Here is a 22,690-nt window from a genome sequence, read left to right on the forward strand (position 1 = left end):
GTGTAGTTAGTTTAAAGGATTTCACTTATTGCTTAACGATATTTCTTTTGGACTATTTAATATATACTTAATATTCATGGGATCAAAACAAGTTTTTAGTGCTTTATCAAGATCATTATGTACAAAGAAACCAGAGAATAAACGATTTAAATCAACATTTGAGTTAGTAGTAATTTGAACGTCATATTGTCTTTCTAATTCCTCGATAAGATGCTTAAGAGTAACTTGACTAAAAGTACTTTTACCACTCATCCAATTAGGCTTAGATTCCTTAATTTCCTTTGAATCTAATACGCCTTCGATATTGGATCTAACACTTTTTCCAGGAGTTAGTATAATTGCCTGTTTTGAGTTAGTTACCTTTACCTTTCCTTCAAAACAATCAACCTCTAGAAGTTTATTTCTAGAATATACATTGAATTCTGTTCCTAGTACAGTAATATCTCCATTTTTGGTTTGTACAGTAAAACTAGATCCTTTAGCGACATCAAAAAAAGCTTCTCCTTTTAGATGAATAATTCTATTTTTTTCAAAAGATTTTTTGTCATATTCTACAGAGGAATCTGCATTTAAGGTAACTAATGAGTTGTCCGGTAATGTCAGAGTTTTAGTTTCTGCCATTTCAGTATACACCTCGGTTGTCGTAAAAAATACTGTTCTTAGACCGATTAATATTACAATTACTGCTGCAGCGGTATATAACCAAAACCTTGGTTTAAGTACCTTGCTTTTAGAAGTTGCTTTATATGTTTTGTTATACTCTTTTTGATTCTCTAATCCTTTTTCGATATCAAAAGCAGGGCGTTCAAATTTTTCAACACTTTTTAAAATATCTTTATAGGCCAGATAATCTTTCGAATTTTCAAATTCTTTCTTCTCCTCTTCAGAGATATCATCTGCCAGCCATCTTCCTAGAAAATTATCTTTTTCCATAATACTTTATATTATTACTATATCTATAATAGGAAATCCAAAGACTTCCTAATGTAAAGTTTATACGTTACCTATCTTTTTTCTTAAAATTACTAATGCTAAATGCATTCTTTTTTCAACAGCTTTTACCGAAATATCTAACATTTCGGCAATCTCCTTATAGGTTTTCTTTTCAATACGATTCAAAAGAAAAACTTCTCTTTGCCCTTCTTTGAGTTCTGCGATAGCAGTATTTAAGCGATGCATAAACTCCTTTTCTTCCATCTGAAACTCTGGAGATTCGTTGGTATAGGTTTTTTGTTCAGTTGATTTATATTTTAGAACTGTTTTTTGATGCTTATAATCATTGATCGAAGCATTATTAGCTATTTTATATAGAAAACTTTTAGCTGCTCCAAAAATAATTTTAGAACAATTAGTCCAAAGTTTTGCAAAACTATCCTGTACAATATCCTGAGCTTTTTCCATATCCCCATACTTATAATATAGATAATAGCATATCTTTTCTGCGTGTTCTCTATACAGCTGTTCATATACTTTCTCATCACATACACTAATTACGTTTTCAGGCATTCTCTATAAAATTTAGGTCAATTATAAGGTAACAAGGTGTCATATATAAGTTTGTTAAATTAATAATATTACCACGAATAACCTATAGAAATTTCTGGCAAAACATTGATATATATGTCCTTTAGTCCCGAAAGTTCTTTTGTAAATTGTATATGATTCGCTGCTCCAATTGTAAAACCAGATTTAAAAACCCATTGATAACCTCCTCTAATAGAAGCTCCAATAATAAAAGTGTCATAATCTCTTGGGGTAAATATAAACGTGTTTTTATAATCTACTTCCTTATAACCTCCAATGATACCGGTTCCTATAAACCATCCTTTTGGGGCTGTTTTACGTCTTGATAGATAGTATCTGACCCCAATTTCTAGCCCTATTTCATATCCAGAGACATTTCCACCAGAAGCAAGAGATCCATTCGATATAACGTTGGTATTGGAAAAATCTCCATAACCTTGCAGTATTAACGAGAAATTATTTTTGAGGATACGCTCATATTCAAAATTTATTCCTCCGTATAATATAGTTAAAGGGAGTAAACGGATACTGTTTTTATAATCAGTACTTACTGTTTTATCTTGGTTACTATTGTTTGTTTCTTGTGAATATCCTATACTCAGAACCGAAATTACAAATATCAGCGTTAAAACTATTTTTCTCATCAACTTTTTGTTTCCTGTTTTCAAAAATTACAACCCTAAAACAAAAAGGTAAGAATATACCCTACCTAAAAATAGAAACATTTTTATGAAATCAATAAATGAAAGAAAAAGACTACAAATTGTATTAGTTAAAATACTTTTTAATGCTAAAAAGCATATTTTTCTGATAAAAAACACAAAAAGTTTGGTGGATTTAAAAAAAGTAGTATCTTTACACCAGAGTTAATGAGTTAGCGTTTTCATCTCCCTAAGATGAAAACATTTATAAAAAGTGAGTTTTAATTTTAGAATAAGCCCCAAGATTAAGATGATTTGTGTGAAGAAAAAGAGCGTGGAGACGCTCTTTTTTGTTTTTTACTATTTCCCGTTAGTGATTTCTCAAGAGTTTCTTTTTGTTCAAAATCTATTTTGTTGATTTTGTAGTTAGAATAATGGAAATACAAAAAGTAGGATTATTACTACATTTTTGATTTAAAAGTAATTTAAAAACGTTTAAAAGCATATTTTTCTGATAAAAAACACAAAAAGTTTGGTAGATTTAAAAAAAGTAGTATCTTTACACCAGAGTTAATGAGTTAGCGTTTTCATCCTCCCCAAGATGAAAACATTTATAAAAAGTGAGTTTTAATTTTAGAATAAGCCCCAAGATTAAGATGATTTGTGTGAAGAAAAAGAGCGTGGAGACGCTCTTTTTTGTTTTTCACTATTTCCCGTTAGTGATTCCTCAAGAATTTCTTTTTGTTCAAAATCTATTTTGTTGATTTTGTAGTAGAATAATGGAAATACAAAAAGTAGGATTATTACTACATTTTTGATTAAAAAGTAATTTAAAAACGTTTAAAAGCATATTTTTATGATAAAAAACACAAAAAGTTTGGTAGATTTAAAAAAAGTAGTATCTTTACACCAGAGTTAATGAGTTAGCGTTTTCATCCTCCCCAAGATGAAAACATTTATAAAAAGTGAGTTTTAATTTTAGAATAAGCCCCTAAATTAAGATGATTTGTGTGAAGAAAAAGAGCGTGGAGACGCTCTTTTTTGTTTTTAACTATTTTAATTAGAAATATACTACTGAAAAGTTACTGATATTTTCTATTTGATACATTAAATAGAAAATGCACTGATCATTACAATCAGTGCATTTTTTCACACCTACCTATTCACAGAGAATATATCCTTTAATTGTTTTACCATTCCACCATTACCGGATAGAGTAATTTCACCTATTTTATCAGCGATTTTCTCTACATATTCCATTTCTTTTAATTTGTAGAGCATTTCATTATCTTCCATTAGTTTCACTGTATTTAGCAAACTTCTGGTAGATGCTGTTTCCTCGCGTCTAGTAATGATATTAGCCTGAGCTCTCTTTTGTGCTACCAGTACTTGGTTCATGATCTCTTTCATTTCACCGGTAAGGATGATATCCCTGATTCCACAATTCAATACTTTCACACCTAGTTTGTTTGTTTGACTTTTGGTAACTTCTAATATAGCTTCTGCCATACTATCTTTACGTTCCAAAAGTTCATCTAAGGTGTAATTTCCTACGAAAGCTCTAAGAGCTAATTGCATCGCGATGTATAATTGTTTTTCATAATCTTTATTTTCCAATAATGCTTTTTCGATATCTAGCACTTTATATTGTATGTAGAAATTGATACGAATAGCAGCTTTATCCTTTGTCAATAATTCTTGACCAGACATTTCTAACTGTAGCTGACGCAGATCTGCTTTAGCGATCTTGATAGTTGTATCATTTCTCCAGAAACGATATGTACCGCTACCCAAAGTTTTAGCGTATACATCATCTACAATGAGTACAGCTTTTTCATACGCTGCAACTTCAAAAACTCGGATGTATTTATTAAGTGCGTAATTGCTGAATAAAGATTTATCAATTTTCTCGGTAATATAGATTTTACTAAGATCTACTGTTGTAAATTCATATTCGTACAATCCCTTCCAAAGTGTGTATCTCCCTGCAGAGAATACATTTTTAAAATTACCATTCTCATAAACCAATACAATTTGATTATCCTTTACCTCAATTAGGTGTAACATATCTTCCAACACTGTATCTTTTAATAAGAGTTCCAGTGCTATTGGAGCTGCAAAGGGTTTAGATAAATCATACTGAATAACACGCTCATTAAATCCTAACCAATGGATTCCTTGTGTTATAACACGATTGTAATCTCCTTTTCTGAAAACCAAGCCTACTTTGCCAGCATTGATTCTTACTCTTTTCATTTTTTTCATTTTTACGTCTTTTTATTTGAAAAAGACAGATTCAACATTAATTGGACGATAATCCCGTAACGGAGGTGTTATCTATTTCCTTTTATACGTATTAAGGAGTTTTATTTTTTTGTTAAAAACGGTGACAGCAAATCATCTTTTCCAGATCGGAGAAAATAATATGTGATATTTTCTGCAATTAGTTTTTAGTATCGAGATAGAAGAATAAGTATTAGAAAAATACGATTGTTCTAAAATCTGGACTCAAAAAAGTAACTATTTCTTAGTATCAACCTTCTTAATTTCTCAAAGAACCTTTAAGATTGTTCTTATCCCAAGAGTAGCATAAGAACTGATCTACTAGTCAACGTTTTTTCAATCATTTTTAAAAGATGATTAGCTTTCAATTAACCTACATTATGAGTGTAGTGCTCTAGCCAACTGAGCTACGAAACCTAGTTTGGTGGTCTCGGCAGGAATCGAACCTGCGCATTTGAAAAAAAGGCATTTTCAGTACCTTGTTCGCTAGATTCTAAGTCTAGTGCGTTTACCAATTCCGCCATATCCCAAAAGGATAGTGGGATTCGAACCCACATGAACTAAAGTCTATTGCTCTACCCACTGAGCTACGGGACCTTTTTTTACTTTTATAGCGGTCCCGATGGGATTCGAACCCATGACACATAGAGTTGAGACTATTATTTGGTTAATAGTCAAACCTTCAAACCAAGTTGGATATGAAGTGATCATACAAAACTGCAATACTTCATACAATAGTGCTATACAGAAACACCCAACAAGACTTGCTTGATATTTTTAAAGAGTTCAATAAATTTTTCTTTTGAAGCGCGATGGTTCAAAATTGAACTACTCATAAGTTTTAAGTGATTTGTATTTATAAATAAAATGGCCTCATCTATATTGGATAGGATGTCTTTAGAATTATAAAAAGAAACAGTTTTTTCTATATGTTCTTTTGAAAAATCAAAAGCATCAATTCCACAGCATTCAGCAACACAGTATGTTTCTAAATCTCTCCAAAATTCTTTATTGTTTTCTATGAATTGATCTATATCAATAACTTTAGATATTTTTTTAGTATTCATAATCATGTTTTTTATCAAAAGCCCTGCTATTTATTTCCCTTACTTAATAGCAGGGCGCTACTACAAACCCTAATTTGTTTACCCCTTATAAAAGAGGGTTTGTTTAATTACTCTGCAAATATTTATCATGTAAGCGCAATGTATTTGCGTAGTAATTATTTATTTATAAAAAATACGATTTTTTTCATTTTTACTATTAGGAGTATCCGTGTCAGGATACAGAGCTTTAGTCATACTATTGATATAGATTGTAGCCCATTTTAAAAGTAAAAGTTGTAAACTGTTTTTAGTTTTTTCTTTGGTAATTGTTAGTTGTGTTTTCATGATGTTGATTTTTAGCTCATGTTTTTTGATTATGGCTTGTTTAATAATTCATATTCGTGATCACGTCTGTCAATTTCGCCCAGAGGACTTCCTTTGAAAGTGGAAATATTTTTAAATCCATTTTCTTCTAGAATTAATGAATCTTCCTTTTTAACAGCTCCTCTTCTAGAATTTCCGTAATCACCAGTAAGTTTTTTGGTAGCAGGATCTAGATCACCCCAAAGCTTATCTGGTTTGCCATTATCAATCGGTTCTACGAAATAGGTAATACCAGTAATTTTGGATTGAACTATGAATCTACCAGTGTCTTCGGTTTTGCATAAAAACCTTTGTAATAAATTGTTTTTCATAGTTTTAAATTTAATTGTTAGTGGAACAGACAGGAATTGAACCTGTATCTTCGGATCTTCAATCCGACGCGTTGACCAACTTTGCTACTATTCCTGTTAGGGTGTACTCCGGGACTTGAACCCTGTTCTTCTCATTCACAGTGAGATGCTTTACCAGATAAGCTAGAGACACCATTTTATGGTTTTGTAGGTTTTGATTTTCAGAGTTTTGATAAATAAATCTTTATATTAGTCCATAGATTAGAAAACAAAGTTTATGGATAATATTTCGACGATTATTTTAGCCGCATCTTTATTCATTATCATGTTAGGGATGGGGTTATCTCTTGTTATAGATGATTTTAAGAGAATACTTATTTATCCTAAAGCAATTTTGGTTGGTTTAGCGAATCAGCTTATAATCTTACCACTTGTAGGTTTTCTGTTAGCATCTGTGCTGTCGCTAGAACCGGAAATAGCTATTGGAATTATGATATTAGCAGCCTGTCCTGGTGGGGCGACTTCTAATTTGATTTCTCATTTAGCTAAAGGAGATATTGCATTATCTGTAACACTTACAGCATTTAGTAGTTTGATAACTATAATTACGATACCGTTCATAGTTAATTTCTCGTTACTTTACTTTTTATCCGAAGATCAAACTATTCAATTAAATGTAATTGAAACTATCATTCAGATTTTAGTTATAATTATTATACCTGTTGCTATTGGTATGATAATAAGAAAGTATAATGAGTCTTTTGCATTAAAGATGGCTAAACCGGTAAAAATAGCTTCAGCATTAGTACTTGCTTTGGTTATTATAGGTATTCTAATTAAAGAAAAAGACAATTTTATTTCTTATTTGCAAGAAGCTGGATTAGTCGCTTTATTATTAAATGTATTGACAATGGCTATTGGTTACTATTCTGCAAAGCTATTTCGTGTTCATCAAAAAGGTGCCATATCTATTGGAATAGAATCCGGTATTCAGAACGGTACTTTAGCTATAACCGTTGCTATCGCGATACTTCATAATACTTCTTTTGCAATTGCTCCAGCTGTATATAGTTTATTAATGTTTTTTACAGGAGGGATCGCAATATTTTTAAGTATTCGAAACAGTAAAAAATAAAGTTCTATATATTGACCTTATTTTTTTGTGAATTGATAATAGCTAAGGCATTGGGAATCGAACCCAAGACTTCCGCGATATAGCCGCAGCACTCTGCCACTGAGTTATACCTTAGTTGATGACCCGAAAGGATTACTCATTAGGTCAATATTTGATAATTTTGTATTTGTGAATGCTTGGCATTTCGAACCTTTACACCAAGAGTCAAAGTCTTGGATGCTGCCGTTACATCACAGGTCAATTTGCAAGCTCAATAGGATTTGAACCTATACTTCAAGGGTCGTAACCTTGGGTGCTTCCATTTACACCATGAGCTTGTTTTGTACTCCACCTTGGATTCGAACCAAGACTGAACCGGGCTTAAACCGGATGCCTCTTCCCGTTGGGCTAGCGGAGCATTATACCTTTTGCACTTTGAATTTATTCTAAAGCATTGGCAAAAAAGAGTATTTTATTGCGGTAAATTCAAAATGTAAATGGTATTAGTACAGGAAGAGAGATTCGAACTCTCAAGATCTTGATTCTAAGTCAAGCGCGTATGCCATTCCGCCATTCCTTCATTAAAATTGTACTCTATAAGGGAATCGAACCCTTGTCTTCCGGTAGAAAGCCGGGTGCACTAACCACTATGCTAATAGAGCAATTTGTCTGAGAAGCAGGATTCGAACCTGCGACCTCTCGCGTCCAAGGCGAGTAAACAAAACCACCGTTATCTTCTCAGATATAGCAGTACCGACGGGATTCCCTTCGACCTAGCTCAGGATAAACTTCTCATCCCGAGTCCTGCTTTGCAGTACCGACGGGATTCGAACCCGCGACCTTCCGAGAGACAGTCGGGTGCACTAGCCACTGTGCTACGATACTTTTTAATTATGAATGTTCAGTGGGAATTATAGGATTCGAACCTATTCAGCTTTCGCAACAGTTTTACAGACTGCCCTGGCTCTCCAACTCCAGCGAATTCCCTTTTTGAAATTGAGACAAGAACAGGAATCGAACCTGTAAAAAAACGGAGTTGCAGTCCGTCGCCTTAACCATTCGGCCACCTTGTCTTAGCGATACCAGTAGGATTTGAACCCACATCTTAAGAGTTAACAGCTCCTAGCTTTACCAGTTAAGCTACAGTATCAGTATTGCGGAGGACAAAGGAATTGAACCTTCACTGCTGTTATGCAGACCTGTTTAGCAGACAAGCGCAACAAACCAATATTTGCCTATCCTCCGAAGCGGAAGAAGTGGGAGTCGAACCCACACGAGTCATTAGCTCCTAACAGTTTTCAAGACTGCGGCCACCGCCAATTGGCTTGCTCTTCCTTAAAGTTGACACAGAGGGATTTGAACCCACATCACCTCGATTAAAAGTCGAGTGCTTTTCCAGTTAAGCTACGTGTCAATTTTGGTTTTCAGTATGTCAATGAACTATGTGAATAAAAAAAGGCGCCTTATTCGGGCGCCTTTATATATCTTGTTGTTGTATGTCGGTTATAATCGCATACGTTTCCTTTCTATATAATAGACACCATGTATATTCCAATCGGAACAATATTCTCTTTGTTTGCTAAAGAGTCGGGTTAAACTATGTTGTAAAATATTCGGTATCATTCTTACTTCTTTTATTGTTGTAAATAACTAATTCACTATTGATTTTTATTTCATCGTGATTACGATGCAAAGATCAAAACTTTTTTTAAATCTCCAAACTTTTTTTAAATTTATTTTACTGATAATCAATTAGTTATATTTGTTTTAGGGTATAAGAATTCCTGTCCGTTTTTCAACGGATATTGGATTTTTTTGCAATCGTCTGTCTCTCTGATGCTTCCTTTCCAAATACTATTCTTTATGTGCTAATTAACTTTTAAACATTTTTTCAAAAATTTTTAATAAAAAAAGCGTCCAATTTCTTGGACGCTTGTACTATATCTGTTTTTTTATCTTTAAATCATATCAAAATAATAGTCAAAAATAGTTACAAGGCGTCCTTTTACCGGTATCAGATACTTCTATCCATCGGTAATCACACTGGCTAAACAGTGATTTCGGCATAATATGTAATCTATTTTTTGTCATTTCTTAAACAAATATTCAATAATATGGCAATATAATCCAAATATCGAACGGGTTTTCTGAGGTTATCCTAATAATTTAGAATCAATTTAAGTGTTTTTTCTGTAATAAGCAAATAGTACTATATAAAACTATATTTGTATTTTTATCAGCAATGACAGTTCAAGATTTTATCAATTGGTTCGGAAATAGCCCTAATTTGGTATTAGGTTATTTCGCAATAATTATAGCATTTTCCTTAATAGGTTTACTTTTTGTAAAACCAGCAAACTTTAAACCTCCTATTAATTATTTATATGGAATTTTAATTTATGCTGTTACAATTCCGGGATTACTAGCTTTGGTTTTATTATTATATAGTTTTTTCTTTCTAAAAACTAATTTACTTCAGTTAGACTTGGTAACATACTTTGTTCCTTTAATATCTCTGATTATCACTTTGGTTATTATCAATAAAACGATACCGATGTCTCAAATACCGGGTTTCGGAAAACTATCTGGTCTTTTTATTATAGTCATTATTACCTTTATTATAACATATATATTACAACGAATGTTTTTTGGTGTGTTCTTTGTCGGAAGATTTCAATACTTAATAGTATTCTTTTTGGCTTTGTTATTTGGGTTAAAAATTGCCTGGGATCGAATAGTAAAATGACGATTTACAAAATAATTGTAACGTTTTGACAATAGATCATACGAATAATATACAGGTATGAGAGGAAAAAACACTCTTATCTCCTTATAGAACACTTATTTTTTTAAATTTGTTTAAATTCACTAACCATGCTAAAAAATTTAAAGTCCTTATTTATAGTTGACGATTCTGAGGAAGAAAATAAAAAAACGGATGAGTCAACAGAAAAAACTGATGTAAATTCGGATAAAAAACCGGCTGCATCAGTTCCTCCACCACTTCCTAATAATCCAGTAAGTGTTTCATCAGAAGGAGCGTTGGATACTAAAATTGTAGAGAAGTTATTACAGGCAATTGAGAAGAATAATCTGGATGGATTTGACTACCTCGAATATAAAAAATCTCTTAAAGCATTGGAGAAAATGCCAATGGACGAGGCGACTAAGTACCGTTCGGCTTTTGCTACTGCTTCTACAATGGGAGTTACATTAGATAAACTTTTACAGACTACTAATTTTTATATTGGTGTACTGGACAAAGAAAATGAACAATTTACGGGAGCTTTTAAGAATCAATTTGATAGCAAGGTATCTGGTAGAGAGCGAGAAATTGCCCAGTTTGAATCAATTATAAAAGAGAAATCAGAGGAAATTAAAAGATTAACAGAAGAAATTGCTAAACATCAACAACAAATTGGCGATCTAAAAGCTAAGGTAGAAGAGAGTAATAGTAAGATTAATAAAACACAAAATGATTTTAAAGTGTCTTATGATCACCTGAAAGCTCAGTTCGAAGAAGATATTGTTAAAATGCAGAAATACTTAAAATAAATGGACAACAACTCACTAAAACCAAAAACATTTTGGAAAAGACCCGAAGGTAAAACCGGGATGTTATTTATGGGGCTTTTGGGAGCTGGAGGATTGTACGGATTGTACAAAGTGCTTCCGTTTCTAATTACTATTGTAGAGAACACTTTATATCTAGGAGTTTTATTAGCAGTCTTAGGAGCGCTACTTTATATTGTATTAGATCCTAAGATGAGAAATCTTATTTTCTATATGTATAAATCTTTTATGCGTTGGTTAACAGGAATTTTTATTCAGATAGATCCTATCGGAATTCTGAAAAGTTATATAGAAGATCTTCATGATAATTTAAAGAAGATGAACAAGCAGATCGCTTCTCTAAAAGGACAGATGAAACGTTTACAAACGATTATCTATGATAACAAAAAGAATATCAATAATAATCTGAAGTTAGCTAGTGCTGCAAAAGAAAGAGATAAGAAAGGAATTATGATCCTTAAATCCAGAAAAGCAGGTAGACTAAAGGAATCTAATATGAAGCTAGATGAACTGTATAAAAAGATGGAAATCTTATATAGAGTTCTAGTAAAGATGTATGAGAATTCTGAAATATTACTAGAGGATATAGAGGATCAGGTAATGGTTAAAGAGCAAGAAAGAAAAGCTGTAAGAGCTGGACATTCTGCAATGAAATCAGCAATGAACATTATAGCTGGTAATAATGATAAGAAAGAAATGTTTGATCGAGCATTAGAGGCAATTGCGGATGATGTAAGCATGAAAATAGGAGAGATGGAGCGTTTTATGGAAATGTCAAATAACTTTATGGATTCTATTGACCTACAGAATGGAATATTCGAAGAAGAAGGTCTAGAATTATTGGAGAAATGGGAGAACGAAGGTGTTTCTCTTATTTTAGGAAATCAAAAGGATTTATTGGTACATGATCAACATAGTGTAGATCTTGATGCACCAATAGTAAAAACTAAAACTCAAAATAATCAATACTCAGACTTATTTAATTTTGAGGATTAAAACATAACACTAATCAAAAATCATGGCAAAAGGAAGATTAACACCGTTTTCAAAAATTTTAATTGTAGTACTCATTATAGGTGGATTATATTTTTTACTAAATAAATTTGTAAGAAATAATCCAGATGTAAAAGATAAGATAGAACAAGTAACTTCTTCTTCTGATAAAGGAGAAACAAAAGAAGGATATAAAGATGTCATCAACGTTGGAGTTGTAACCTGGGGAGGATATGCTGGAGGGCAATACTTTAATGAAGGCTTCAAAGCGAATACCGCATCTCGATTCTATAAGGACTATGGATTTAAAGTAAATTTTGAAGTAATTGATGACTTTGATGCTTCTAGAGATGCTTTTAAGAATGGTTCTATCGATCTAATGTGGGCAACCATTGATGCATTCCCAACAGAAGTAGAAGGATTGTCTCAATATCAACCACAAGTAGTGTTTCAGGCAGATTGGAGTCGTGGAGGAGATGCAATCGTGGCAGCGAGAGGAATCAATAAAGTAAGCGATCTTAGAGGAAAGAAAATTGCAGTGGCACCTATGACACCATCGCATTCTTTCTTGATTTGGTTATTAGAAGCGAGTGATATGACGACTAAGGATGTGCAATTGGTAGAAGTGCCAAGTGCAATTGATGCTGCGGATTCTTTCAAAAGTAATACAGTAGATGCAGCAGTGGTTTGGAGTCCGGATGATGCGGATTGTGTTGCCAAAGTAGCAGGGTCTAAAGTCTTAGAGAGTACTAAAAATGCAACACATATTATTGCTGATGTTTTTGTTTCGAAAAAAGAGTTTATTGAAACTCATAAAGAACAATTACAAGATTTATATGAAGGATGGATGATCGGAGCTTCAGAATTAAACAACTCTGATAGTAATAAGAGAAAAGCGGCTAAGATTCTTGCAGAAGGATTATCACAGCCAGAAGATTTCTGTTATGATGCTATCAATAATGTAAGATTAGCAACACATGGAGATAATAAAGATTTCTTTGGATTAAATTCTAATTATACTGGTGTAACAGGAGAGGATTTGTATAATAAAATGAAAGTAAAATATAATGCTCTTGGGTATAGTACCGCTGGAGCTAAGAGTTGGAGATTGCTTTCTACAAAGGATTTAGTAAATAAGACATCACTTTCTGGTAATTCCCATAATGCAGAGCAACAAAAACAGTTTACAGCTGTCGATGAGACATTGGAGAAAAAAGAATCACTTTCTTCTAAAAAAGTAAGTATCAGTTTTAGAACGGGAGAATTTCAGTTAGATGAGAACTCTAAGCAGTTGATTGATCTTCAGTTTACACCGATTGCTAAGGCATTTGCTAATGCTCGTATTAGAATTGAAGGAAATACAGATAATGTTGGTTCTAGAGGGCCAAACGTTACTTTATCTAAAAAAAGAGCACAATCTGTAGCTAACTATCTGATAGCACAACACAGCATGCCTACCAATAGATTTATTATTATTGGTAATGGTCCTGATAAACCGGTTTCCGGATGTGAGCGTAATCAAAATGCTGATTGTAAATCTAAGAATAGAAGAACCGATTTTGAATTAGTAGTAGACTAATGGTAAAGATCAAAAAACTATTTGAACTTAGGGGTAACCTAGAGTCAAAGGATAAGGCCATTCTCACGGTCGTCGGTGCTTTGATTCTAATTGGATTATGGTTTTTACTAGCTGAGGTTTTATCCACATCAGTAATCACACAAGATGAGTCCATTGATATTTCTAAGATTTCACTAAGTGAAAGGAAGTATTACGAAAGTGATTCACTATTGGTGGCTAGTTACGATGAATTAGAACAAATGAGTGTTGAGGAATTAACATCTTTTGGGCTGAAGAAAAACAAAGTTTATCCGTTGTTACCATCACCAATCAAAGTTATCAAGGCATTTCCGGATCTTAATCAAAATGATGATGTGATAGGAAATACTTTTTATTCTATTAAATTAAATTTTTTAGGTTATCTGGTAGCAATTTTAGTTTCCATTCCGATTGGTTTTTTATTAGGGTTGATTCCTTTATTTAGAGGGTTGTTTAGTCAAATTATCAATTCCTATCGATTTATTCCCTTAACTGCAGTAACAGGTATTTTTATTATGTGGTTAGGATTAGGGAGTGATATGAAAGTATCTTTCCTAGCATTTGGTATCATTGTATATTTGATACCCGTCGTCATCCAGCGGATCGATGAGGTCCAAAATGTATATCTGAATACCGTTTTTACTTTAGGAGCAACATCCTGGCAAACGATAAGAACGGTTTATATGCCTTATGTGTTTTCTAAGATTATTGACGATATTAGAGTATTGACGGCAATTTCCTGGACCTATATTACGATTGTAGAAATGCTAAATAAAGGAGGAGGAATAGGAGAGTTAATTTGGACTGCAAAACGACAAAGTAGAATTGATAAAGCTTTTGCTATACTAATTATCATAGTGGTTATAGGGATATTACAAGATCGATTGTTTGTAATGATCGATAGAATATTATTCCCATATAAACACATTAATAAAGGAAACAAACATTAATATGGCATTACAGTTTACAGATAGTCCTCAGGCTCCTAATGTTATAGAACTTAGAGGGATCTCTCAATCATATGATGGAGGGAAAACCAAAATCATAGAAAATTTAGATTTATTGGTAGAGGATAAACCCATGCAAGGGCAATTTTCTGTCATATTAGGAATGTCCGGATGTGGTAAATCTACTTTGTTACGATATATAGCAGGATTACAAGAACCAACTGCAGGAACAGTGTTAGTAAAAGGAAAACCTGTAAGTAAGGAGAACAGGGTGAGTATGGTATTTCAGCAATATTCATCATTGCCTTGGATGACAGTTCTAGATAATGTTGGTTTAGGATTACGTTTTAAAGGGATCTCTAAGAAAGAACGTGATGAAAAGGCAATGGAAATGATTCAATTAGTTGGATTAGATGGTCATCAAAAGAAGTACGCACAATATCCTACGCTTTCTGGAGGACAATTACAACGTGTAGCGATTGCAAGAAGTTTAATGTCTAATCCAGAAATTTTATTGATGGATGAACCTTTTGGAGCATTAGATATCAAGACGCGTTTACAAATGCAGGATTTACTGATTGGTATCTGGGAAAAGTTCAGTCCTACAATCTTGTTTGTTACTCACGATATACAAGAAGCGGTCTATCTGGCAGATGATATTTATATCATGAAACATGCACCTTCTCATTTCGTGAAGCATATAGATGTCGATTTACCCTTTAATAGAACGAGGGAAACAAAACGATTAGCACACTTTGATGAACTAGTACATGAAGTAGAAGATGCAATGATGCAGATCGATGCTGGGAGTTAGTATCAGTATACAAGATTCATATTAGTATTTGTCCTTCTGAAAATTTGTAAGAAAACTCTATTGGTATTTTTTGATAGAATATTAAAATAAAAAGGGATATGCGAATGAAAAGTATAATAAGTATAATCTTGATTGCAGTATCATTAGTGATTTTTGGATTTCGAATTTCAAAAAAGATACAGTTTAAGCAAAATGTTTCTGGATATTTGAAAAGGGCGGCAGATGCAAACACTATAGAACTTGCTAATGATGAATTGACCAAAGTGATTGATTATTTAGAAGCTAATAATATTACCAGCGGATATACTTCTGTTTTATGGGAAACTCCAGATGAAGATATTGATTTTTGGTATAAAAACTTAAAAGCAAGTCAAACTGAACTTCAGAATTTGAGGTCAGAAAGTGCTTTAGAAAGAACCAACGTATTAATAAAGCTGAGAGAAACCTTATTAGATACAGGTAAAAATACCAGAGTTACAGTGCCTAAAGGATTAGCAGTATATCCGAATAATACGTTGTGGAGCATCCTAATGTGGATGGCATTTTTATCTATATCTACTGGTTTTGTAATACTTGCAATAGAATCTGATAAGAGATCTAAAAAGAAGAAAGAACAACAACTATCATCCTAAATCAAATTTTAGAAGGAGCATTATGACCAACAGAAAATACCATAAAGCCACAGATCAGTTTTTTTCAAAATTAAGTCAAGAAGATAAAGCTTCTTTTTTTAAAGGAAAATCAGTCAATCCATTAAAAATATTATCTATTTCGTCTGCGTTTCCAACATTGAGAATAAAAGATGAAGATTTGTTGGTTTTATATTCTTTAAAAGAATCCATTGACGAATTGGATTTTATTATTACTACACAGCATATTCATATAGCAGAAAGTAAAATTCCACTGGCTACAGATGTTTTTCAGGATGTAAAGTTTAGTGCTTTTCCAAAAGAGCATGTCGCTTTATTAAATAATTTGATAGATGATTTGTTGTTGACTAAAAAAGATGAAAAAAAGAGTTTATCGGATTTTACCAATAAGTTTAAGGATTTTGTAAATCAAAAAGAAGATACTACTCAGGAGTTTGATATTGATTATGAGTTTCTTCAGATATTAAAAAATGAAGGGGAAAAGATTCAGAATCTCGCAGAAGATTTAAACAATAATAAACGATTTTCTAATACAATAAATGCCATTGTTCATAAAACAGATGATGCCTTAGAATTTAAAGCAGAACATGTAATTCTTCAGGATATCATTAGAGTATTCAATATGATTTATCCATTGAGTGATAATAAGAATACAGTAGCTGACGCTAAGGTGAAGTTTCTATTAGCCTTTATGTTCGAGAAGTTACAGGGAAATGATATCATAGCTTCTTTATCTATAGAACGTATTAATAAGTTCGTGCAGTCAGAAAAGTTTGATGAAAATATTGAAGTGATTAAAACAGCCAGTCTTTTTGACTTAGGGGAGGAATATAAAAATGAATTTTTATTGCCATCACTTTTAAAGCGATTAGATAGTCAGCATTTTGCCAATTCAGCATCTTTCTTATATAGAATCGCTTCTTTAATAACCAAAGCAGACGGTACCATTTCTGAAGAAGAAACCACACTGCTAAAGAAGATCAATAGTAAGTTGCAGCATCCTAAAGAAAAACTAGAAGGAGTCAAACAAACAGAGATCGATGAGAATGAAACTCTGGATGATGTGATGGATGAATTGAATGAATTGATAGGTTTAGACAATATCAAAACTTCGGTAAAAGAACTCTCTAATTTTCTGAAGGTTCAAAAGTTAAGAGAAGAAAAAGGACTAAAGAATGTAAATAACTCACTACATTCAGTTTTTATGGGACCTCCAGGAACAGGTAAAACAACCGTTGCACGCTTAGTCTCTAAAATATACAAACACTTAGGTTATTTAGAAAAAGGGCATCTGGTAGAAACTGACAGAACCGGAATGGTTGCTGGATATGTTGGTCAAACAGCTCTAAAGGTAGAAGAGGTTATAAAAACTTCGCTTGATGGAGTACTATTTATTGATGAAGCATATTCTCTAGCTAAAGACAATAAAAAGGATTTTGGTAACGAAGCTGTAGAGGTGTTACTGAAGAAAATGGAGGATCACCGAGATCAGTTAGTGGTGATCGTTGCAGGATATCCTGATGAGATGGAGGAGTTTATAGAATCCAATCCAGGATTGCAGTCACGATTTAACAGATATTTTACTTTTGATCATTATAAACCCAAAGAACTGATTGGAATTTTTGAACTGTTTTGTCTGAAAAATGATTTTGTGTTGGCAGACGAAGCAAAAGAAAAATTAGAGTTCATCTTTGATAAGTTATACGAAAAAAGACATAAGAGTTTTGGTAATGCCAGAGTTGCCAGAAATTTATTCGAAAAAATAATTGAATATCAAGCCAATCGTATAGTGTCGATAACACCGCTTACAGAAGAATTACTAAAAACCATAGTCGAAGACGATATTCCGCCTGTCAATCAAACAGTAGATGATTATTTAAGATTTCAGAAGGACGAGGAAGAATCCTAAATTAGTACTCTATGCACATAGAAAAAGTTTTATCCTACTATCAGGATTGTTATAAACAAGAATTCAGAGATAATGATGTACTTAATTTTTTAGGAACTAAAGTAGATAAACGATTCTTTCTAAATACTGTTGATCAGTTATATCGTGAGGAGGATACAATTTTTATGAAAACCGATTTTGGTGAAGAGTTGTACAAATATCTCGAGATACATAGAAAAGAAAAAACATTTATAACGTGTAGTTTTTTTATTACCGGGAAACTAACTTTTCTAGGAAAAAAGAGAACAATCTGTGCTCCTCTAATAGTTACACCTGCTACACTAGATATTAATAGTGAAGCACTGTATCATATCAATTATAACTTTGATGAGAACAGAGCGAATGATGCGTTGCTAAATTTGCTAAAATCTAATTACAATCTTGATGATTCATTTGTTCTGGAGATAAAATCATTAATTAATGATCAGGAGCCTGGTAAACAAGATATCCATTCAATTGCCAGAAAGCTCAATGAAAATATAAAAATAGATATAAGTGCTTTAGAAGAGTTACCTGAACTTATTTCTGGAGAAAAACTAAGAAGTCATCTAAAGTCTACCTCTCTAAAGTTACTTCCTGGAATAGCCTTAGGGATTGTCGAGAAATCAAAATCAAGTCGTAACGTTTTACACGAGATCGATGAAATAAAAGAAAGACATTTATTTAATAATACGCTTCAAGGATTTTTTTCAAGGAGAAAGATAGAAATTAATTCAGATAGAAAATCGAAAGAGAAGGTATATGTACCTTCTAATCTTAGTGACTCGCAGTTAGATATTATTCGGGCGGTAAAATCAAATGATGTAACTGTGGTAATCGGTCCTCCAGGAACCGGTAAATCTTATACAATTGCTTCACTAGCTTTAGATCAGGTATATCATAATAAAAGTGTATTGATATGTTCTAAATCGGACCAAGCAGTAGATGTATTGCAAGATAAGATTGTAAGCGATCTAGGTGTGAAAGGCCTCTCGATTAGAGCTGGTTCCGGAAGAAGTCATCGCGCTACTCTAAGAAAGAAAATAGAATCAATTACTAGATTCACAAAATCCAGTGGAGATTATTACATTCCTAAGAAGCAAAGCGAAATTGATTATGCGCAAGAAAAGATTAAAGAAATAAGCGAAGAGATTAAGGAAAGAGAGCATCGTGAAATAAAAAATGCAGAACTATTCCTAGATCATAAACCTTCTTTTTTCAAAAGATTAAAACGGAAGTATGTATCCAAACAAGTGCTAAAAGAGTACCCTTTTTGGCAATTGATTGAATTACTAGATCATTATATTCATCAGAAGAACAAATTGATCAAAGAGATTATTTCCTTAAAGTATCAGGATAAGATTTCTAATTTGTTACAGAAAGATCAGACGTTTTCTCAATTATTAAAGCTGATCAAGACAAAAGATGTTGTAGAGAGAGAGCGGTTGTTTCAAGCTATAGATTTTCCATCGTTGTTACAATGTTTGCCTATTTGGATAACAAAGTCTACTGATGTAAGTGATGTATTCCCTTTAGAGAATAATATTTTTGATGTTGTAATTATTGATGAAGCTTCTCAATGTGATATTACAACGATGATTCCGGTATTGGCAAGAGCTAAAAAAGTGGTAGTAGTAGGAGATCCAAAACAATTAAGACATGTTTCCTTTTTGTCCAGACAGGTAATGGAAAATGCTGCTAACAATTATGGCTTGTTAAAAGGTGAGGATGTGGTGAATTATAGAAAGACCAGTTTCTTAGATTATGCAATGGAACGATTACCTTCTCAAAGCAATGTTCACTTTCTGGATGAACATTATCGTAGCGTGCCAAGTATTATAAGATATAGTAATCAGAAATTTTATTTTGATAAGCTAAAAGTAATGTCAGACTTACAGATTCATAATAAATCATCAGCTGTACACTGGATGTTTTGTGATGGAGAGAAGCTAAAAGATGGTAGAAATCTTGAAGAAGCTGATAAAATATTAGAAGATGTACAAAAAGTAATTGACGAAGAGCTTCAGGTAGCTTCTGGTGTTGCGACTACCATTGGGATTCTTTCTCCTTTTAGAGATCAGGTAAATTATCTAAAGGATAAAATAGAGGAATACGATCTTTCTGCAATAAAAAAACATAGAATTGCTGTGGGAACTCCTTTCGAATTTCAGGGAGAAGAACGAGATCAAATGTATATCACGTTTACAATTGATAATAATATTAGTCCTTCGGTTTTTCAATATCTGGATAGAGAAGATGTATTTAATGTCAGCATCACTCGTGCAAAGCAAAAACAATTTTTATACTATTCTTTTGACGCAAAAAACTTTAAGAATAAACATTTGCTGATAGATTATCAGTCTGAAACCAGGATACATTATCAACATAGTACGACTGAAGCACATATTGATAATTTTGCAACAGAAGTACATGAAGAATTGATTCAGTTAGGTATCGAGGAAGAAGATATCATTGTTAATTATCTATTGGCAGGATATGTAATGGATATTTTATTAACTTATAACCAAAGAACCATCTGCATTGATTTAGTAGGGTATCCGGGAGCATTAGAAAAAACATTTTCTATTGATCAATACAAAACATTGTTTAGAACAAAGGTTCCCATTATAACGATACCTTATGCATATTGGTTGTTTAATAAGAATGCTTGTTTAGAGCATATTAGTAAAAAAGTAAGAATCAAAAAGTGATTACAGAAAAAAACATATCTAAATCTTTAGGTCGACCTATTAAATCTCCAATTAGAGTTGGCAATGTTGCTGATTTGGGAATAGATGAAAATTCTTTTTTGCATTTTTTTCAACCTTTTTTCGAGGAATTACAAGATGATGTATATCTAGTAAGAGGCAAACAAATTACTTTTTTAAAAGAAGTCTTTCCTTCAGATTCAGTATCGATTGAAAAGCTGCATAAACCTTATTTTGAAGGTACAAGAACGATAGACGCCTTAGCATATTGGATAGAACAGTTAGATGCGAATCAAAAACAAGAATTTGATCAATTATCGACCATTACAAGACAACGAAATATTTCTTCTTTTTTGATTGAGATATGGGATGATCAATATTTTGTAGAAAGAATCGTCCAACAAGGTTTTGAGCAGGATGTAGATGATTTTAGAGTATGGAAACGAGTTTTTAAACAAGCAACAAGGGAAGCTGTAGAGAACGAGTTATTTTCTGAATTGCTTAAAAAGATGGCAGGTCTTGTTAAAAAAATACATCCAGAAGTTCGAAAAATTCAGATTACGAGTCATTTTATGCGAACCATTTCCGAAGAAAAAATAAAAGGAGAAAACTCTCCAGAAGGAGTACACGAAGATGGTGCTCAATATATCATGTCTGCATTAGTGGTGAATCGGCAAAACATAACCGGTGCAGAAAGTCAAGTTTATGAAAAAACAGCTTCGGATACTAATGAACTTATCTACAAAAAAGTGTTACAGCCAGGAGAATTTATTTTTCAAGCCGATACAGGAGAGGAATTTACTTTCGGAAATGATCTTTGGCATTATGTAACTCCGATTGAACCAGAGGATATCACAAACCCTGGAATACGAGATATTATAGGGTTTGATATGGATATTTTAGAGTAAAGAAACTCCTATGGTTTCTTCTAAAATTTTTGATTCTTTTTCTATTTGTTTTTTTATAAGTTTAAAATTAGTCTTTTGATACAGTTCACGTAATTTATTTTTACCTTCTATATCAAATTTATATGCAAGTGTTTTAATACAGACAATACCAAGCGATCTGGACGTAGCACCATAATTACTACCTAGAGTAACACTAAAGCATCGTTCCAAAATAATTGTAATCAATTGTATGTGTTTTTGGTTTTTTCTGGTGCTGGCAATAAACATTAAACCCTTTATTAGGTTGATATTTTCGATATATATCTGTTCGTAAGCGCCATAGATATTATCCTTGGAATTATATACTCTATTTCTTAGAGTAACACTTCTTAGCCTTAAATAAGCTGCCTTACGAATAATACCATATAAAAAGCTGTCAAATTTATCTTCATCGATATTGCTAATGCACGTATCGATTTGTGCTACAGTGGTTTGATTTATTCTATGACAAAGGAGTTTTAGTATTTTAGAAAAATTATGTTGATACTTTTCATTCATACCAGAAATGAGTTTATTTACGTGTGTTCCGAATGGATCTGGTAATAATTGGAAAACATATGAAGAAGGGACTAAACTTATTTTACTGTTTTCTAGAATAATCCTATGAATAATACTTTTGGCTTCCATATATTCTTTTATGGGTAAGTATTGTATAGATTTAGAACGTATGAAAGAATGTAAGCAAGTATTAAGTTCAGGACTTATTTTATAATTCGAAGCATGTTTTTGTAGTTGCCGTAATAACGGACGTATAGGGTAGTAATATGGATATGTATTCTTCCATAGATTAAAAAAATGCGTAAAGTCAGTATTGCTTAGTCGTATTTTAGAGTTGAGAACCTGTTGACAGAGAGCTAACTTAAAATTTTCGGGAACTTCTAAGCTAGTTTCTATATTTTTCTTACGTCTTGAACGCTCTTTTTTTGATATATCCCGAGAAATAAAATAGAAAAATTGCTTCTTAATTTCCGGATGCGATGTGATCAATTTTTTATAATACTCTAACGAGTTGAAACCAATTTTATAAAGATCGTTATCCTCATAATTAGAGTTCATTTTAGCCTCTTCATAAATGTCGAATAATAATTCCTCGACTTGAGATATATCTGTGTTGATAACATCTAAATCGATAATTTTGATGATTCCTCTTTCTTCAGTTAGTGTATCAGAATTAATCTGTACTAATTCTTCTTCTGATATTTTAAAAGGTTTCTTGAACCTTAAGAATGAAAGTATCTTTTTGATGTCCATA

At 32.5% G+C, this 22,690-nt stretch carries 19 protein-coding genes and 16 tRNA genes; 11 read left to right on the top strand and 24 right to left on the bottom strand.

Going from position 1 to position 22,690, the window contains the following annotated elements; all coding sequences use genetic code 11:
• Nucleotides 1–21 precede the first annotated feature (21 nt).
• From D1818_RS18275 to D1818_RS18315, 11 genes are all read right to left on the bottom strand, one after another.
• Nucleotides 22–933: a FecR family protein gene (locus tag D1818_RS18275; RefSeq protein ID WP_118460496.1), complete on the bottom strand. Its 912-nt coding sequence runs from the start codon at nucleotides 931–933 to the stop codon at nucleotides 22–24.
• Between the two features lie 60 nt (nucleotides 934–993).
• Entirely contained in the window at nucleotides 994–1,506 is a 513-nt protein-coding gene (locus tag D1818_RS18280; protein ID WP_118460498.1) for an RNA polymerase sigma factor, read from the bottom strand.
• 68 nt (nucleotides 1,507–1,574) lie between these two features.
• Nucleotides 1,575–2,168 (bottom strand): DUF3575 domain-containing protein, encoded by a 594-nt coding sequence (locus D1818_RS18285; RefSeq protein ID WP_118460500.1) that lies wholly within the window; start codon nucleotides 2,166–2,168, stop codon nucleotides 1,575–1,577.
• Nucleotides 2,169–3,320: 1,152 nt separating this feature from the next.
• On the bottom strand, nucleotides 3,321–4,430 hold the full coding sequence (locus D1818_RS18290) for a slipin family protein (protein ID WP_233558479.1): 1,110 nt from the start codon (nucleotides 4,428–4,430) through the stop codon (nucleotides 3,321–3,323).
• A 440-nt stretch (nucleotides 4,431–4,870) separates the two neighbouring features.
• A tRNA-Leu gene (locus tag D1818_RS18295) sits at nucleotides 4,871–4,970 on the bottom strand.
• A 95-nt stretch (nucleotides 4,971–5,065) separates the two neighbouring features.
• A tRNA-Asn gene (locus D1818_RS25440) sits at nucleotides 5,066–5,153 on the bottom strand.
• A 35-nt stretch (nucleotides 5,154–5,188) separates the two neighbouring features.
• Entirely contained in the window at nucleotides 5,189–5,515 is a 327-nt protein-coding gene (locus D1818_RS18300; protein ID WP_118460502.1) for a DUF6331 family protein, read from the bottom strand.
• Nucleotides 5,516–5,674: 159 nt separating this feature from the next.
• Entirely contained in the window at nucleotides 5,675–5,839 is a 165-nt protein-coding gene (locus D1818_RS25445) for a hypothetical protein (protein ID WP_158596867.1), read from the bottom strand.
• 29 nt (nucleotides 5,840–5,868) lie between these two features.
• A complete protein-coding gene (locus tag D1818_RS18305; protein WP_118460504.1) occupies nucleotides 5,869–6,189 on the bottom strand; it encodes a hypothetical protein in 321 nt (106 codons plus the stop codon).
• A gap of 21 nt (nucleotides 6,190–6,210) precedes the next feature.
• Nucleotides 6,211–6,283, bottom strand: a tRNA-Phe gene (locus tag D1818_RS18310).
• Nucleotides 6,284–6,286: 3 nt separating this feature from the next.
• Nucleotides 6,287–6,364: transfer RNA gene (locus tag D1818_RS18315), tRNA-His, on the bottom strand.
• A gap of 81 nt (nucleotides 6,365–6,445) precedes the next feature.
• On the opposite strand from D1818_RS18315, the gene D1818_RS18320 reads away from it, so the two are divergent.
• Nucleotides 6,446–7,303 (top strand): bile acid:sodium symporter family protein, encoded by an 858-nt coding sequence (locus D1818_RS18320; RefSeq protein ID WP_118460506.1) that lies wholly within the window; start codon nucleotides 6,446–6,448, stop codon nucleotides 7,301–7,303.
• Nucleotides 7,304–7,345: 42 nt separating this feature from the next.
• On the opposite strand, the gene D1818_RS25450 is transcribed toward D1818_RS18320, so the two are convergent.
• The 12 genes from D1818_RS25450 to D1818_RS18350 all read right to left on the bottom strand — a co-directional run bounded on the left by D1818_RS25450 (nucleotide 7,346) and on the right by D1818_RS18350 (nucleotide 8,696).
• A tRNA-Ile gene (locus D1818_RS25450) sits at nucleotides 7,346–7,417 on the bottom strand.
• Nucleotides 7,418–7,548: 131 nt separating this feature from the next.
• Nucleotides 7,549–7,620, bottom strand: a tRNA-Arg gene (locus tag D1818_RS25455).
• Nucleotides 7,621–7,789: 169 nt separating this feature from the next.
• Nucleotides 7,790–7,860: transfer RNA gene (locus D1818_RS18325), tRNA-Leu, on the bottom strand.
• Between the two features lie 12 nt (nucleotides 7,861–7,872).
• Nucleotides 7,873–7,944: transfer RNA gene (locus D1818_RS18330), tRNA-Glu, on the bottom strand.
• Between the two features lie 6 nt (nucleotides 7,945–7,950).
• A tRNA-Pro gene (locus D1818_RS25460) sits at nucleotides 7,951–8,024 on the bottom strand.
• Between the two features lie 70 nt (nucleotides 8,025–8,094).
• A tRNA-Asp gene (locus D1818_RS18335) sits at nucleotides 8,095–8,167 on the bottom strand.
• A 20-nt stretch (nucleotides 8,168–8,187) separates the two neighbouring features.
• A tRNA-Tyr gene (locus tag D1818_RS25465) sits at nucleotides 8,188–8,269 on the bottom strand.
• Nucleotides 8,270–8,281: 12 nt separating this feature from the next.
• A tRNA-Cys gene (locus tag D1818_RS18340) sits at nucleotides 8,282–8,355 on the bottom strand.
• Between the two features lie 4 nt (nucleotides 8,356–8,359).
• A tRNA-Asn gene (locus D1818_RS18345) sits at nucleotides 8,360–8,432 on the bottom strand.
• Nucleotides 8,433–8,439: 7 nt separating this feature from the next.
• Nucleotides 8,440–8,526, bottom strand: a tRNA-Ser gene (locus D1818_RS25470).
• 4 nt (nucleotides 8,527–8,530) lie between these two features.
• Nucleotides 8,531–8,617 (bottom strand) — tRNA-Ser (locus D1818_RS25475).
• A gap of 6 nt (nucleotides 8,618–8,623) precedes the next feature.
• Nucleotides 8,624–8,696: transfer RNA gene (locus D1818_RS18350), tRNA-Lys, on the bottom strand.
• Nucleotides 8,697–9,524: 828 nt separating this feature from the next.
• Here D1818_RS18350 and D1818_RS18355 point away from each other — a divergent pair.
• From D1818_RS18355 to D1818_RS18400, 10 genes are all read left to right on the top strand, one after another.
• Nucleotides 9,525–10,028 (top strand): hypothetical protein, encoded by a 504-nt coding sequence (locus tag D1818_RS18355; RefSeq protein ID WP_118460508.1) that lies wholly within the window; start codon nucleotides 9,525–9,527, stop codon nucleotides 10,026–10,028.
• A 128-nt stretch (nucleotides 10,029–10,156) separates the two neighbouring features.
• Nucleotides 10,157–10,837, top strand: coding sequence for a hypothetical protein (locus D1818_RS18360; protein WP_118460510.1), 681 nt, complete (start codon nucleotides 10,157–10,159; stop codon nucleotides 10,835–10,837).
• Nucleotides 10,838–11,851: a hypothetical protein gene (locus D1818_RS18365; RefSeq protein WP_118460512.1), complete on the top strand. Its 1,014-nt coding sequence runs from the start codon at nucleotides 10,838–10,840 to the stop codon at nucleotides 11,849–11,851.
• Nucleotides 11,852–11,873: 22 nt separating this feature from the next.
• A complete protein-coding gene (locus tag D1818_RS18370; protein WP_118460514.1) occupies nucleotides 11,874–13,427 on the top strand; it encodes a phosphate ABC transporter substrate-binding/OmpA family protein in 1,554 nt (517 codons plus the stop codon).
• On the top strand, nucleotides 13,427–14,395 hold the full coding sequence (locus tag D1818_RS18375; protein ID WP_118460517.1) for an ABC transporter permease: 969 nt from the start codon (nucleotides 13,427–13,429) through the stop codon (nucleotides 14,393–14,395). Before D1818_RS18370 ends, D1818_RS18375 begins: the two co-directional genes overlap by 1 nt.
• Nucleotide 14,396: 1 nt before the next feature.
• Nucleotides 14,397–15,206 (top strand): ABC transporter ATP-binding protein, encoded by an 810-nt coding sequence (locus tag D1818_RS18380; protein WP_118460519.1) that lies wholly within the window; start codon nucleotides 14,397–14,399, stop codon nucleotides 15,204–15,206.
• Nucleotides 15,207–15,310: 104 nt separating this feature from the next.
• Nucleotides 15,311–15,838, top strand: a complete 528-nt coding sequence (locus tag D1818_RS18385; RefSeq protein ID WP_118460521.1) for a hypothetical protein — start codon at nucleotides 15,311–15,313, stop codon at nucleotides 15,836–15,838.
• A 22-nt stretch (nucleotides 15,839–15,860) separates the two neighbouring features.
• On the top strand, nucleotides 15,861–17,765 hold the full coding sequence (locus D1818_RS25630; protein WP_199726269.1) for an AAA family ATPase: 1,905 nt from the start codon (nucleotides 15,861–15,863) through the stop codon (nucleotides 17,763–17,765).
• An 11-nt stretch (nucleotides 17,766–17,776) separates the two neighbouring features.
• On the top strand, nucleotides 17,777–20,494 hold the full coding sequence (locus tag D1818_RS18395; RefSeq protein ID WP_118460523.1) for an ATP-binding protein: 2,718 nt from the start codon (nucleotides 17,777–17,779) through the stop codon (nucleotides 20,492–20,494).
• Entirely contained in the window at nucleotides 20,491–21,399 is a 909-nt protein-coding gene (locus tag D1818_RS18400) for a 2OG-Fe dioxygenase family protein (protein ID WP_118460525.1), read from the top strand. Before D1818_RS18395 ends, D1818_RS18400 begins: the two co-directional genes overlap by 4 nt.
• On the opposite strand, the gene D1818_RS18405 is transcribed toward D1818_RS18400, so the two are convergent.
• The gene (locus tag D1818_RS18405) at nucleotides 21,391–22,689 is read right to left on the bottom strand and encodes a hypothetical protein (RefSeq protein WP_118460527.1); all 1,299 of its coding nucleotides are present in this window, start codon (nucleotides 22,687–22,689) and stop codon (nucleotides 21,391–21,393) included. The two genes, D1818_RS18400 and D1818_RS18405, sit on opposite strands and share 9 nt — an antisense overlap.
• Nucleotide 22,690: the final 1 nt, after the last annotated feature.

The sequence above is a fragment of the Aquimarina sp. BL5 genome (assembly GCF_003443675.1).
In the GTDB taxonomy this organism is placed as follows: domain Bacteria; phylum Bacteroidota; class Bacteroidia; order Flavobacteriales; family Flavobacteriaceae; genus Aquimarina.

Bases quoted from the DNA above. Each gene is read 5' to 3' on its own strand.
- D1818_RS18275 (WP_118460496.1), bottom strand. From the start codon at position 933: ATGGAAAAAGATAATTTTCTAGGAAGATGGCTGGCAGATGATATCTCT.
- D1818_RS18280 (WP_118460498.1), bottom strand. From the start codon at position 1,506: ATGCCTGAAAACGTAATTAGTGTATGTGATGAGAAAGTATATGAACAG.
- D1818_RS18285 (WP_118460500.1), bottom strand. From the start codon at position 2,168: ATGAGAAAAATAGTTTTAACGCTGATATTTGTAATTTCGGTTCTGAGT.
- D1818_RS18290 (WP_233558479.1), bottom strand. From the start codon at position 4,430: ATGAAAAAAATGAAAAGAGTAAGAATCAATGCTGGCAAAGTAGGCTTG.
- D1818_RS18300 (WP_118460502.1), bottom strand. From the start codon at position 5,515: ATGAATACTAAAAAAATATCTAAAGTTATTGATATAGATCAATTCATA.
- D1818_RS25445 (WP_158596867.1), bottom strand. From the start codon at position 5,839: ATGAAAACACAACTAACAATTACCAAAGAAAAAACTAAAAACAGTTTA.
- D1818_RS18305 (WP_118460504.1), bottom strand. From the start codon at position 6,189: ATGAAAAACAATTTATTACAAAGGTTTTTATGCAAAACCGAAGACACT.
- D1818_RS18320 (WP_118460506.1), top strand. From the start codon at position 6,446: ATGGATAATATTTCGACGATTATTTTAGCCGCATCTTTATTCATTATC.
- D1818_RS18355 (WP_118460508.1), top strand. From the start codon at position 9,525: ATGACAGTTCAAGATTTTATCAATTGGTTCGGAAATAGCCCTAATTTG.
- D1818_RS18360 (WP_118460510.1), top strand. From the start codon at position 10,157: ATGCTAAAAAATTTAAAGTCCTTATTTATAGTTGACGATTCTGAGGAA.
- D1818_RS18365 (WP_118460512.1), top strand. From the start codon at position 10,838: ATGGACAACAACTCACTAAAACCAAAAACATTTTGGAAAAGACCCGAA.
- D1818_RS18370 (WP_118460514.1), top strand. From the start codon at position 11,874: ATGGCAAAAGGAAGATTAACACCGTTTTCAAAAATTTTAATTGTAGTA.
- D1818_RS18375 (WP_118460517.1), top strand. From the start codon at position 13,427: ATGGTAAAGATCAAAAAACTATTTGAACTTAGGGGTAACCTAGAGTCA.
- D1818_RS18380 (WP_118460519.1), top strand. From the start codon at position 14,397: ATGGCATTACAGTTTACAGATAGTCCTCAGGCTCCTAATGTTATAGAA.
- D1818_RS18385 (WP_118460521.1), top strand. From the start codon at position 15,311: ATGAAAAGTATAATAAGTATAATCTTGATTGCAGTATCATTAGTGATT.
- D1818_RS25630 (WP_199726269.1), top strand. From the start codon at position 15,861: ATGACCAACAGAAAATACCATAAAGCCACAGATCAGTTTTTTTCAAAA.
- D1818_RS18395 (WP_118460523.1), top strand. From the start codon at position 17,777: ATGCACATAGAAAAAGTTTTATCCTACTATCAGGATTGTTATAAACAA.
- D1818_RS18405 (WP_118460527.1), bottom strand. From the start codon at position 22,689: ATGGACATCAAAAAGATACTTTCATTCTTAAGGTTCAAGAAACCTTTT.